The sequence below is a fragment of the Giesbergeria sinuosa genome (assembly GCF_042652905.1).
Taxonomy (GTDB): Bacteria; Pseudomonadota; Gammaproteobacteria; order Burkholderiales; family Burkholderiaceae_C; genus Simplicispira; species Simplicispira sinuosa.
Map to the genome: position 1 here is coordinate 24,281 of NZ_JBHSHJ010000017.1, position 13,571 is coordinate 37,851.

A 13,571-nucleotide genomic window follows, 5' to 3' on the forward strand; every position below is an offset into this window, starting at 1 on the left:
CGCTGCCCCCATGCCGACATTCAACGACATCCAATTGCTACGCATCAACTATTTGCGCGGCCCCAATATCTGGACTTACCGCCCAGTGCTAGAAGTTTGGCTTGACTTGGGCGCACTGGAGGACTACCCCTCCAATCTGCTGCCCGGCTTCAATGAGCGCCTGACAGCATGGCTGCCTGCCCTGATCGAGCACCATTGCGGTGTGGGCGAACGCGGCGGCTTTTTGCAGCGCCTGCAAGAAGGCACTTGGTGCGGCCATGTGCTAGAACATATCGTGATTGAGCTGCTCAACTTGGCCGGTATGCCGACTGGGTTTGGTCAAACCCGCAGCACCTCGCAGCGCGGTGTTTATCGCATGGTGTTCCGCGCCCGCGAAGAACAAGTGGCCCGCGTGGCCTTGGCCCAAGGCCATCGCCTGATCATGGCTGCTATCAATGACCAGCCGTTTGACGTGCAGGCCGCTGTGGCCTTGGTACGCACCGAAGTGGACGACCGTTACCTTGGCCCCAGTACCGCCTGCATTGTGACCGCAGCCGGAGACCGGGGTATCCCGCATATTCGCTTGAATGATGGCAACTTGGTGCAACTGGGCTACGGGGCCAGCCAACGCCGCATCTGGACGGCAGAATCAGAATACACCAGCGCCATTGCCGAAGGCATCGCCAGCGACAAAGACCTGACCAAGAGCCTGCTCAAGTCCTGCGGTGTGCCCATTCCCGAAGGGCAAATTGTTAACAGCCCCGAAGAAGCGTGGGAAGCCGCCCAAGACATTGGCCTGCCGGTGGTGGTCAAACCCTCCGATGGCAACCATGGCCGGGGCGTGACCTTGGATTTGCGCAAACAAGAGGACATCGAAGCAGCCTACCATGTGGCCTACCCCGAGGGCAGCGATGTGATGGTAGAACGCTACATCCCCGGCGATGAACACCGTTTGTTGGTCGTGGGCGGCAAAGTGGTGGCCGCAGCGCGGGGCGAGGTGGTGAGCATCACCGGCAATGGCCGCCACACCGTGCGTGAACTCATCGACAGCCAGCTCAACTCTGACCCTCGGCGCGGCCATGAAGAAGAATACCCGCTGGAATTGATTGACGTGGCTACCGATGCCAAGGTGCAACTGGAACTCAAACGCCAAGATTTGACCCCCGAAGCCGTGCCCGCTACTGGACAGCAGGTGGTGGTGCAGCGCAATGGCAATGTGGCCGTTGATTGCACCGACGAGGTACACCCCGATGTGGCCTACATTGCTCAGTTGGCTGCCAAGGTGGTAGGGCTGGATATTGCGGGCATCGACATGGTGGCGCAAGACATCTCCAAGCCCTTGCACAGCCAAGGTGGCGCGATTGTGGAGGTGAATGCTGGCCCCGGCTTGCTGATGCACCTCAAGCCCGCCGTAGGCGCACCCCGCCCAGTCGGGCAAGCGATTGCCGAGCATCTGTTCCCGATCGAAGAAGGCGAAGATGCACCCACACCGGGCCGTATCCCGGTGGTGGGGGTGGCGGGGCGTCGTGGCACGGCCACCATTGCTCGCTTGGTAGCGTGGCTGCTGCATCTGGGCGGCCACTTTACCGGCTTGGCTTGCCGTGAAGGCATGTTCATGAATGAGCGTTGCGTGGATACGCGCGACAGCGCCCACTGGGCTGGCGCACACCGCCTGCTGGTCAGCCAAATGGTGCAAGCCGCTGTGATCGAAAACGATGCCCGCGTGATCTTGCAAGATGGCTTGGCCTATGACCGCTGCACGGTGGGGGTTGTGACCGACATGGATGGTTTTGACACGCTGGCCGAGTTTGACATCCAAGAGCCAGCGCAAATGACCAAGGTGCTACGCACCCAAGTGGATGTGGTGCTAGAGCAAGGCGCAGCGGTGCTCAATGCAGCAGAACCTCAGGTTGCCGAGCTGGCCCCGTTGTGCGATGGTGATGTGATTTTGTATGCCGTTGACCCTGACTTGCCTGCGGTGGTGGCCCATCGCAACCAAGACCAAGGCCGTGCCGTGTTGCTGCACGATGGCAAAGTGGTGCTGGCGACTGGCAGCAGCGAAAAATCCATTGGCACCTTAGAGCGCCTGACCGCTGGCCGCGAAGCACTGGCCGCTGATGTACCCACCCTGCTGGCGGCGGTGGCCGCCGCTTGGGCGCTGGACATCGCCCCCGACCTGATTGCCGCTGGTATCAAAACCTTTGAGCCGGCTGCCCCAGCAGCCAGCACGCCGCGTGCGTCCGTACTGCCCCTGTAAGCCTCGCCCCCTTTAGCTGCCGAAAGAAGAACCCATCATGGACGTTTCCCGCATCCGTGCCCTGCGTGGCCCTAACCTGTGGAGCCGCAATACCGCTATCGAGGCCGTGGTCTCTTGCACCCCCGCTGAGCGTGCGATGGCGCAACTCGATGGCTTTGAAGCCCGCTTGCGGGCGTTGTTCCCGGCCATTGGTACGCTGCACCCCGAAGGCAGTGACAGCGATATCTCTTTGGCCCATGTGTTGCAGTCCGCTGCGTTGGCACTGCAAGCACAAGCGGGTTGCCAAGTCACTTTTGGCCGCACGGCCAGCACCATCGACCCCGGTGTCTATCAAGTGATTGTGGAATACACCGAAGAAGCCGTAGGCCGCAAAGCCTTTGAGCAGGCCCAAGCCCTGATTGAAGCCGCACTGAGCGGCGGTCAGTTCGATGGCGTGGCCGCAGTGGCCGAATTGCGCGAGCTGGACGAAGATGAGCGCCTTGGCCCCAGCACTGGCGCGATTGTCGAGGCTGCGGTGGCGCGTGGTATTCCCTACCGCCGCCTGACCCAAGGCAGTTTGGTGCAATTTGGCTGGGGCAGCAAACAACGCCGCATCCAAGCGGCTGAACTGGACTCCACCAGCGCCGTGGCCGAATCCATCGCCCAAGACAAAGACCTGACCAAACGCCTGTTGCACGCCGCTGGTGTGCCCGTACCACTGGGCCGCCCGGTGGAAAGCATGGACGAAGCCTGGGCTGTAGCCCTAGAGGTGGGCCTGCCGGTGGTGGTCAAGCCGCAAGACGGCAACCAAGGCAAGGGCGTGACGGTCAACATCACCGAGCGTGCCCAACTGGACGATGCCTACCGCGTGGCCGAAGAATATGGCACGGTGATGGTAGAACGCTTCTTGCCCGGCCATGACTACCGCCTGCTGGTGGTGGGCGACCATTTGGTGGCCGCTGCCCGGCGTGAGCCACCCCAAGTGCTGGGCGATGCCATCCACACCGTGCGCGAACTGGTCGATTTGGTCAACCTTGACCCCCGCCGGGGCGAAGGCCATGCCACCTCCCTGACCAAAATCCGTCTGGACGATATTGCAGTGGCCCGTTTGGCCGCCCAAGGCCTCACGCCCGACTCTATTCCGGCCAAAGGCCAGCGCGTGGTGTTGCGCAACAACGCCAATCTGTCCACCGGCGGCACGGCCACCGATGTGACCGATGACGTACACCCCGACTTGGCCGCCCGTGCGGTGGCCGCCGCACAAATGATTGGCCTGCACATTTGCGGCGTCGATTTGGTCTGCGAAAGCGTATTGCACCCGATTGAAGAGCAAGGCGGCGGTATTGTTGAAGTCAATGCCGCCCCCGGCCTGCGTATGCACTTGGCCCCCAGCTATGGCAAACCGCGCAATGTGGGCCAAGCCATGATCAACGAGCTGTTTGCCCCCGGCCAAGATGGCCGCATCCCGGTAGTGGCGGTGACGGGCACCAATGGCAAAACCACCACGGCGCGCCTGATTGCCCATCTGTTCTCGGCCCAAGGCTTGCGCGTGGGCATGACCAATACCGATGGGGTCTATGTGAATGGCCGCCAAATTGACAGCGGCGACTGCTCTGGCCCCCGCAGCGCCCGCAATGTGCTGCTGCACCCCGAAGTGGATGCCGCCGTGTTTGAAACCGCCCGCGGTGGTGTGCTGCGCGAGGGCTTGGGCTTTGACCGCTGCCAAGTGGCCGTGGTCACCAACATTGGCGAAGGCGACCACTTGGGCCTGAACTACATCACCACGGTAGAAGATTTGGCCGTCTTGAAGCGCGTGATTGTGCAAAACGTGGCCGCAGACGGCTATGGTGTGCTCAACGCTGCTGACCCGATTGTGGCGGCAATGGCCCCGGCCTGCCCCGGCAAAATTATCTTCTTTGCTGCGGACCGCCACCACCCCGTTATGGCGACGCACCGTGCCCAAGGGCATCGCTCGGTCTATGTGGATGGCGACTCCGTTGTGGCCGCCGAAGGCTCGTGGCGCGAAACCATCCACCTGCGCGACGTGCCCATCACGCGCAACGGCAAAATTGGCTTCCAAGTTGAGAACGTGATGGCCGCCGTGGCCGCCGCGTGGGGTGCTGGCCTGCCGTGGCAAACCATCCGCCGGGGGCTGTCTGGTTTTGTCAATGACAGCGACAACGCTCCGGGCCGCTTTAACCTGATGGACTATAAGGGGGCCACGGTGATTGCCGACTACGGCCATAACCCCGATGCCATGCGTGCCTTGGTGGCCGCTGTGGATGCGCTGCCCGGCAACCGGCGCAGCGTGGTCATCAGCGGTGCGGGCGACCGGCGCGATGAAGACATCCGCGCCCAAACTGTGATTTTGGGCGCTGCCTTCGATGATGTCATCCTGTACCAAGACGCTGCCCAACGGGGCCGCGACGATGGCGAGGTGATTGCCTTGCTGCGCGAAGGCTTGCAAGGGGCCAGCCGCACGCGCCACATCGAAGAAATCTACGGTGAATTCAAGGCCATTGATGCCGCGCTGGCCCGTCTGACTCCCGGCGATTTGTGTTTGGTGCTGGTCGATCAAGTGGAAGAAGCACTGGCCCATTTGGCACAGCGTTGTAGCGAGGCTTGATGCCCCGCAGGTGCAAGCAGTGCGGCACAATCTGCACACCATGCACCTACTTTCTTCTTTTTGGGGCCGTCATGCCGCAGGGCTGTTGCTGGCGCTTACCAGCGTAGCAGCGGCAGCCAGTGGCGAAAAAATCGGTACGGTCGATACCGCCTTTAAGCTGATTGGCCGCGACCACGACATTCTGGTGGAGGCCTATGACGACCCTGGCGCACCGGGCGTGACTTGCTACGTGTCGCGGGCGCGTACCGGCGGCATCAAAGGCAGTTTGGGCTTGGCCGAAGACCGCGCCGAAGCCTCGATTGCCTGCCGCCAAACCGGCCCCATCAGCTTTCCTAAGCCCTTGCGCCAGCAAGAAGAAGTGTTTAGCGAGCGCATGTCCTTGTTGTTCAAACGGCTACGCATTGTGCGCATGGTCGATCGCACACGCAACACGCTGGTGTATCTGACCTATTCAGAAAAGCTGATTGATGGTTCGCCGCAAAATAGCGTCACAGCCGTGCCGGTGGATCGAAGCATCCCCATTCCGGTGCGCTAAAGGTAGCCCATAAAAAACAACACGCCGATGGCCCCACCACACCATCGCGCACAGCGGAAAGGCTTAGGCATCCATGCCAACATTGAACTGGATCGGCAAAGAGGCCGTCACCAAGCACCATAAAAATGTGCCGTTTCGCCTGCTGGAGCCAGTGCCTGAGCTTTCTTGCGGCCCGGCAGATGCAGGCAATCTGATCGTGCAGGGGGACAACCTGCACGCCCTCAAGGCGCTGCTGCCGCGCTACGCCGGCCAAGTCAAGTGCATCTATATTGACCCGCCCTACAACACCGGCAACGAGGGCTGGGTCTATAACGACAATGTGAACAGCCCGGAGATTCGCCAATGGCTGGGCGAGGTGGTGGGTAAAGAGGGCGAGACACTAGACCGGCATGACCGCTGGCTGTGCATGATGTACCCGCGTTTGGTGTTGCTGAAGCAATTTTTGCGCGAAGATGGGGCGATTTTTGTGTCCATTGATGACAACGAAGTGGCAACGCTGCGGCTGTTGATGGATGAGATTTTCGGGGGGGGGAATTTCATTGCACAGTTCGAGTGGCAAAAAGCATATAGCCCTCGAATGGATGCGAAATTAGTCAGCTGGGATACCGACCATATAGTGGCCTATGGGAAGTCAACTTTGGCTTCGTTGAATCGACTACGGTTTGAACAAAATAACGCTCAATTCACAAACATTGATTTGGAAAACGGGAAAAAATATCGTCGTCGCCAATGGCGAAAAGAGGGGAGCGGTGCAAAAAGGGCAGATCGTCCAAACTTGTTTTATGAACTTACTGCACCAGATGGCACACCGATAATGCCGATTCGCCCAGACGGTTCTGAGGGACGATGGCGAGGACAACGAAGCTACTATGACGAGCTTGTTGTGGCAGGCGAAATCGAATGGCTGAAGCAGTCAGGTGTTTGGCAGGTGTACGTAAAACAGTACGCTGATAGTGATGCAACCCGTCCTCCGAGCACTTGGTGGCCCTCGGATGTCTATGGACATAATCACGAGGCGGCGGAAGAAATCAGGAATGTTCTTGGTGTACAGGCGTTTTCCACGCCAAAACCTGTCCGTTTAGTTGAGCACATCCTGCAAATTGCCACCGACAAGGACTCCATCGTCCTCGACAGCTTCGCCGGTTCCGGCACTACCGGCCACGCGGTACTAAAACAAAACGCCGAAGACGGTGGCCAGCGCCGTTTCATTCTGGTGGAAATAGACGACCACATCGCGCAAAACGTCACCGCCGAGCGCGTCAAACGGGTGGCCGAGGGCTACACCAACGCCAAGGGCCAAACGGTAGAAGGTGTCGGCGGCGGCTTCCAATTCTGCCGCCTGTCCACCGAACCCCTGTTCAATGCCGACGGCCAAATCCGCAGCGATGTCACGTTTGCTGAACTGGCCAAATTTGTCTGGTTCTCTGAAACCCAGACCGGCTACACCGGCCAAGCCGATTCACCGCTGCTGGGCGTGCATGAAGGCCGCGCTATTTACCTGCTCTACAACGGCATCCTGAAAGACCAATCCATCGGTGGCGGCAATGTGCTGACCGGCCCGGTGTTCCAGGTGTTGCCCCAGTTTGCTGGCCCCAAAGTGGTTTACGCCGCTGCCAACCGCTTGGGCACCCGCACTGCCCGCGAAGGCATCACCTTCAAACAAACCCCTTACGCGCTGGAGCTTTGACCCGATGGCCGAGCGCAAAGTCATCATCATTGCTGGCCCCAATGGCGCGGGCAAAACCACCTTTGCCCGCGAGTTTCTGCCGAATGAGGCAGATTGTCCCCAATTTTTGAATGCCGATCTGATTGCGGCTGGCTTGGCACCATTTGCCCCCGAAAGCGCCGCTTTGCCAGCAGCGCGGCTGATGCTGGCAGAACTGGAGCGGCATTTCCAAGCCAGACAGAGTTTTGCGTTTGAAACCACCCTGTCAGGGCGTGCCTACCTGCGCCACATCGCCCGTTGGCGTGCTGCTGGCTACCGTGTGGAGTTGATTTTTCTGCGGCTGGCCAGCGCACAGGAGGCCGTGGCACGGGTAGCCCAGCGGGTGAAACAAGGGGGGCACCATATCCCTGAAGCCGTAATCCGCCGTCGCTTTGATGCCGGGCTAGATAACCTGAGCCGCCATTACGCCCCTGCTGTGGATGCGTGGGCGTTGTACGACAACTCGGGCGAAGAACCAATTTTGCTGAATTGGAGTGAAGCACCATGACCCCTTCCCAACCGATCGAGAGCGCAATCAATGCCGACCTGCGTGGCTCTTGGCTGGCCTTGCAACGTGCCGCCCTGCGCGCCCGGCAAGTTGCCGCACAGACCGGCACCGCCGTGGTGGTGATGCGCAACGGGGTACTAGAGCACATCTATCCCCAAGCGGCCCACACCGACAGCGCGCCGAAAGATGCAGCTTCTGTGAATGGAAAACCTACATGAGCGCCTTCACACCCAAGCGCTATCAAGAGCAAGTGCTGGACAGCGTGCAAGCCTATTTCCAGGCCTGCCATGAACTGCCATCGCCCTCGATAGCCTTCACTGCCACCACAGAACGCCTCTGGGAGCGCGGCAACCCGTATTACCCCTTGTCGGGCTTTCCGTCGGATATGCCCTACTTTTGCTTGCGTGTGCCCACGGGCGGCGGCAAAACTTGGCTGGCCGCCAAGAGTGTGCAACTCGTCAACACGCATCTGTTGCGCTGTGAGCACAGCGTCATCTTGTGGTTGGTACCCAGTAAGCCCATCCGTGAGCAGACCCTCAAGGCGCTTAAAAATCGCGTCCATCCCTACCATGCTGCTCTGCGCGAGGCTGGCCCTATCAGCGTGCTGGATTTGGACGAAGCCAAGAGCATCACCCGCGCCACGCTGGATACCTCAACCACCATCATCGTGGCCACGCGACAGGCGTTTCAAGTAGAAGAGGAAGAATGCCGCAAGGTGTACCAGTCCAGCGGCGCACTAATGCACCACTTTGACAACCTATCACCCACACAGCGCGATGCTTTGTTGCGCGATGGTGAAGGCACAGAGCGCACCACGCCGTATTCACTCGCCAACGTGTTGCGCTTGCGCCGCCCCTTTGTCATTGTGGACGAAGCGCACAACAGCCGCACCGAGCTGGCCTTTGATATGCTGGCGCGCTTTCGCCCCAGCGGAGTCATGGAACTCACCGCCACGCCCGACTTGGAGCGCACACCCAGCAACGTGCTGCACAGCGTGTGCGCTGCCGAGCTGAAGGCAGAAGAAATGATCAAGCTGCCAGTGCTGCTGCAAACCGAGCCCAACTGGCAGCAGTGTTTGGCCGATGCGATTGGACGACGCGAGGCGCTGCACCAACTGGCCGCTGAAGAATGCCGTGCCGGTGCGCCCTATTTGCGCCCTTTGGTGCTAATCCAGTCCGAGCCGCGCCGCGCCGGGGTGGAGACACTGGATTTTGAGCGGCTGAAAAACGAGCTGATCAGCAATCACAATATCCCAGCCAACGAGATTGTGCTGGCTACCGGCGAAGAAAAGGGACTGGAACAAATCGAGGCCGATTACCCCTTGGGTATTGCTGATCCGGTTTGCCCGGTCAAGTTTGTCATCACCCAGAAGGCGCTGGCCGAGGGCTGGGATTGCCCGTTTGCTTACATCTTGGTGAGCATGGCATCGCTGTCGTCGGCGACGGCGGTGGAGCAATTGCTGGGCCGCGTGTTGCGCCAGCCCGGTGCCAGCCACCGGCAAGCCAAGGCGTTAAACCAGTCTTACGCCTTCGTGGTCTCGCGCAACTTTGCCGAAACCGCCGGAACCCTGCGTGACCGGTTGGTGGCTGGCGCTGGTTTCGAGAAGCGCGAGGTGGCCGAGTTTGTCACCGCTGCCCAAACCGAACAGGCGCGGCTGGATTTGGAAGGCCACGCCGGGCGCGTGATGGTTCGCCCGGTCACCATCACCCTGCCAGAAAAACCCGACCTGAAAAGTGTGCCCAAACCCGTGCGTGATAAGGTGCGCTGGGACGGCAAGCTCAACACCTTGACCATCAGCACCCCACTGACCGAGGACGAGGCCGAAGCCTTGAGTGCTTCAGTGCAATCGGCAACTGCCGCAGCGGCCATTGTGCAGGCCGCCGAAGTCAGTCGCACCACAGCCATCGAGTTCTTTCAGACCCCAGCCGAATTGGGGGTGCGCTTTGGTGTGCCGCAACTGGCTTTGCGCGTGCAGGGCGAGCTGACTTTGTTCGACGACCCAGAGGTGCTGGACTACCCGTGGGACTTGTCGCCCTACGATGCAGCCCCCACAGCCGATGATCTGTCCTTACTCGGTGCGGGCCTGAAGGTGGCTGAAGGCGGGGTGATTGACGTGGACAATGCCTCGGGGCGCGTCATGGCGCGATTTTTGCCTGAGCTGCAACGGGATTTGGGGCTGGTCTATCAACCTGAACACTGGGATGCTATTCGGCTTGCCACTTGGCTTTGCCGCAACCTGCCCGAGCCGTCTTTGACCCACGCCAGCAAGCAAGCCTTTGTCGCGGCCTGGCTGACCGACTTGTTGCGCCGCGATGGCTTCAACTTGGGACGCGCTAATTTACAAAAATTCCTGATTCGCCATCTGTTAGAAGCGCGTATCCGCGACTTGCGCCAACAGGCGGTGAGCAAAGCCTACCAGCAAGCGCTGTTTGGCAGCGACGCAGCCTCTCGCGTGGCAGTGACCGACCAGCACGCATTTGAGTTTCACGCCCAAGCCTATGCCCCCAGCCGTGACTACGACGGGCGTTTCGGTCATTTCGATTTCCGCAAGCATTTTTATGGGCGCATCGGTGATTTTGACAGCAAAGAAGAGTTTGAATGTGCCTGCTGGCTGGATATTCAAGCGCAGCAAGGGCGCATCGAGTTTTGGGTGCGCAACCTGGTGCGGCGCGAAGGCTGCTCGTTCTTCTTGCAGAAAGCCGATGGTCGGTTTTATCCTGATTTTCTGTGCCAGTTATCCGGCAGCACCGATCAGCCGAAGGCCATTCTTGCTGTGGAGTACAAGGGTGCAGACCGCTGGAATAGCGCCGAGGACGACCGTCTGATTGGTGGCCTCTGGGCCAAGCTGTCCGAAGGCCGTTGCCGATTTGTGATGCTCAAAGATAAGCGCTGGGATGGGATAGAAGAGGCGCTGAACTAACTGATTTCCAGCCGCCTACGCCCTGATGACTCTCTATCGACCTCGCCCGCATCCGGCTGACCACGATGACCACCCCCGACGCTTCTTCAACCACATCCAGCACCACCCCTGCCCCCGATAGCCCTCTGATGTCGCTCTACCGCCAGGCTCTGGGGCCGGTGGGGGTGGGGCGCAATATTCGGGTGTTTTCCGTCTTTGAGGCCACAGGCCGGACGCGGCCTGGTTGGAATTGGGTGGCGGCCTTTCTGACCCTGCACTGGATGGTGTTTTATCGGCTGTGGCGTCCGGCAGCACTGTATGCTTTTTTGGCAGTGGTGCTGCTGGGTTTGTTTTGGATGGTAGACGCTGCCACCATGCCCACCCTGGCATCGGTGCGTTGGTGGCTGTTGTTGGCTTTTGCCGTGGTAGGCACCGTGCTGCCAGGTCTGTATGGCGATGCCCTCCTGTATGCACAAACCGAGTTGCGCGTTCACAATGCCATTGCCGAGTCACTCAACCTTGCGCAGGCTCGCACGCTGCTGGCCCGCAGAGCCGGCACTGCACGGCGCATAGGATGGCAAGCACTGGGCCATATGCTGCTGCTGGTCATGGGAGGCGTGGCAGCAATAGTGGGCATGGCACCCACACAGCAGCCACAGCTCACCAGCAAAGTACCTGAGCCGACGATGGCAACACCCATGCCATCGCCACCTGCCCCGATTTTGCCGCTGAATGCTCCACCCACTACAGCCGCTATTGGGTCAGCGCCCCCTGCTTTGCCGCTACCGCCTGCAACACCGATAGCCACTGTGCAGCAGCCTCCCGCACCAGTGACACCAGCGGCCACTCCCGTTCAGGCGGCCCCAGCAAGTAAAGCAACGGCTGCTCCCCCAGCACCCCCACCAGAGCGCACCAGTGCCACAGTTGATGGCATGGCGGCTGCCGAGCCCGCCACACGACGCCCTGCCAAGGTAGCGGTCAAACCGGTCGAGACACCGTCTGCCCCCCCGGTCAAGGCCCAAGCCAAGGTGTATAGCAGCCGCGATGCCAGCCAACCCGTGGCGCCTACGCCAGTTGTCCCTGTGCCCGAGGTGCCCCGCTCTCCTTCCCCTCCTGGCAAAGTACCTGCCAAAGTAGCCGTACAAGCCAAGCCAGATGCAGGAGCCACTTCGCCTGCCGACAAGACGACTGGCCGGTTTTTTATCCATGCAGGCACGTTTTCGTTGGCAAGCAATGCAGAAAAAGTGCATGCCCGCATAGAAATGGCGGGCTTGCCTGCCACATTGCAAAACTTCACCAACGCTGATAAAGACTTGATACGGGTGCGTGTGGGCCCCTTTGGCAGCCGTGCAGAGGCTGATCGTGCGGCTGCCAAATTGCGCTCTATGCGCCTGGATGCCATGATTTATGGCCGCTGAGACAGTGCCTCTGTAGTGCTCTCTATGGCTTCTGGCAGATTTTGGGGCAGGCGACAAGCCAGAATCTTGTCGATGGTCTTGCCATCCATGTCCACCACTTCCAGTTTCCAGCCTTCCCATTGCACGGTGTCCGTCACCTTGGGCAAACGGCCCGTGAGCAACATGATCATGCCACTCAAGGTGTGGTAACGGCCCCGCTCTTCTTCGGGCACCGTCGATAAACCCAGCCGGTCTTTGAGTTCAGGCACAGGGATATGGCCATCGAGCAGCCAACTGCCATCTTCGCGCTGCAAGGCCCAAGAGGTTTCGGGGTCGCGCGGTTGGAATTCGCCCGTAATGGCTTCGATCAGGTCTTGTAGAGTGACGATGCCTTGCACTTCGCCGTACTCATCAATCACAAACGCCATGTGGACATCGGACAGGCGGAAGTTGTCCAGCAACTCCATGCCCGTGATGGTTTCGGGCACATACAGTGCGGCCTGCAAGTGCTGACCCGACAAGGCATGGTCGCCATCACGCAAAGTGCGGGCCAACCATTGACGGGCATTGATCACCCCCCGAATGTTGTCCATGCCACCTTGCACCACCGGAAAGCGGGCATGGTCAGAGTCTTCAATCCGGCGCAGGTTTTCTTCGAACGATGCGTCCAAATCCAAACAGACCACATCGCCACGCGGCACCATCAGTGAGCCAATCTGGCGATCGTCCAAACGGAACACGTTGCGCACCATCGTGTGCTCATGCGATTCGATCACACCTGCCGTAGTGCCTTCGACCAACATGGCATGAATTTCTTCTTCAGTGACTGGACTGCCACTGGTCTCCTTGACACCGAGTATGCGCAGCAAAGTACGGGTGGAACCCGATAGCAGCAGCACAAAGGGCTTGGTTGCCACGGCCAACAAATGAATGGGGCGAGCCACCAGCCGGGCAAAGGTTTCGGGGTGCGATTGACCAATGCGCTTGGGCACCAGCTCACCAATCACGATAGAAAAATAGGTGATAAGCACCACCACCAAACCCGTGGCTGCATAGCCACCATAGGGTTGGGGCACGCCCATACGCTCGAGCCAAACAGCCAAAGGTGCAGCCAATGCTGCCTCCCCCACAATACCGTTGAGCACTCCAATCGAAGTAATCCCAATCTGGATGGTAGAGAGAAAGCGGGTGGGATCTTCGCCCAACTGGGCAGCGGCTAACGCACCGTGGTCGCCCTCATCAATCAGCTTTTGCAGGCGCGTTTTGCGGGCCGTGACCAGCGCAATCTCCGACATGGCAAACAGGCCATTAAGCAGGATGAGGGCGAAAAGTATTGCTATTTCCATACGAAGGGAACCTATTGTTCCCTGAAAGTGGTGAGGCGGTCGATTGTATGGCTGGGGACAATACAGTATTTGACATCCTCCCCGCCCTAAAGGACGGGAATTCCTACTGCTAGACGGCGATGCCCCGCCGCGAGAATGTTGCGTGCTGCATTCACATCACGGTCATGTGCCTCCCCGCAATCGCTGCACGTCCATTCCCTTATTCGCAAACCTGCCCTACCTTTCGGACTGCTGGTGGGAATGGCCCCACAGCACGAGCAAGTCTGGGTGGTGTAGCTTTCATTCACTACTTCAAAGACGATACCGGCCTGATGGCTCTTGTATTCCAACATCGTCTTGA

Annotated in this window: 10 protein-coding genes; 8 read left to right on the forward strand and 2 right to left on the reverse strand. The window is 59.7% G+C overall.

Annotated elements, in window-relative coordinates; translation table 11 throughout:
* Positions 1–10: 10 nt before the first annotated feature.
* From ACFO6X_RS15410 to ACFO6X_RS15445, 8 genes are all read left to right on the forward strand, one after another.
* Entirely contained in the window at positions 11–2,236 is a 2,226-nt protein-coding gene (locus tag ACFO6X_RS15410; protein WP_382434800.1) for a cyanophycin synthetase, read from the forward strand.
* 37 nt (positions 2,237–2,273) lie between these two features.
* Positions 2,274–4,841, forward strand: coding sequence for a cyanophycin synthetase (cphA, locus tag ACFO6X_RS15415; protein WP_382434802.1), 2,568 nt, complete (start codon positions 2,274–2,276; stop codon positions 4,839–4,841).
* Between the two features lie 40 nt (positions 4,842–4,881).
* The gene (locus tag ACFO6X_RS15420; RefSeq protein ID WP_382434806.1) at positions 4,882–5,376 is read left to right on the forward strand and encodes a CreA family protein; all 495 of its coding nucleotides are present in this window, start codon (positions 4,882–4,884) and stop codon (positions 5,374–5,376) included.
* 73 nt (positions 5,377–5,449) lie between these two features.
* Entirely contained in the window at positions 5,450–7,063 is a 1,614-nt protein-coding gene (locus ACFO6X_RS15425; RefSeq protein ID WP_382434808.1) for a site-specific DNA-methyltransferase, read from the forward strand.
* Between the two features lie 4 nt (positions 7,064–7,067).
* A complete protein-coding gene (locus tag ACFO6X_RS15430; RefSeq protein WP_382434810.1) occupies positions 7,068–7,589 on the forward strand; it encodes an AAA family ATPase in 522 nt (173 codons plus the stop codon).
* Positions 7,586–7,807, forward strand: coding sequence for a hypothetical protein (locus tag ACFO6X_RS15435; protein ID WP_382434812.1), 222 nt, complete (start codon positions 7,586–7,588; stop codon positions 7,805–7,807). Before ACFO6X_RS15430 ends, ACFO6X_RS15435 begins: the two co-directional genes overlap by 4 nt.
* On the forward strand, positions 7,804–10,509 hold the full coding sequence (locus ACFO6X_RS15440) for a DEAD/DEAH box helicase (RefSeq protein ID WP_382434814.1): 2,706 nt from the start codon (positions 7,804–7,806) through the stop codon (positions 10,507–10,509). Before ACFO6X_RS15435 ends, ACFO6X_RS15440 begins: the two co-directional genes overlap by 4 nt.
* A gap of 65 nt (positions 10,510–10,574) precedes the next feature.
* Entirely contained in the window at positions 10,575–11,906 is a 1,332-nt protein-coding gene (locus tag ACFO6X_RS15445; protein WP_382434816.1) for an SPOR domain-containing protein, read from the forward strand.
* Here the strand turns inward: ACFO6X_RS15445 and ACFO6X_RS15450 are convergent.
* Complete coding sequence (locus ACFO6X_RS15450; RefSeq protein ID WP_382434818.1) at positions 11,894–13,231, reverse strand: hemolysin family protein; 1,338 nt, start codon at positions 13,229–13,231, stop codon at positions 11,894–11,896. The two genes, ACFO6X_RS15445 and ACFO6X_RS15450, sit on opposite strands and share 13 nt — an antisense overlap.
* A gap of 86 nt (positions 13,232–13,317) precedes the next feature.
* Positions 13,318–13,571 (reverse strand): zinc ribbon domain-containing protein (locus ACFO6X_RS15455; RefSeq protein ID WP_382430488.1); only part of this gene is annotated, 254 nt, incomplete at its 5' end.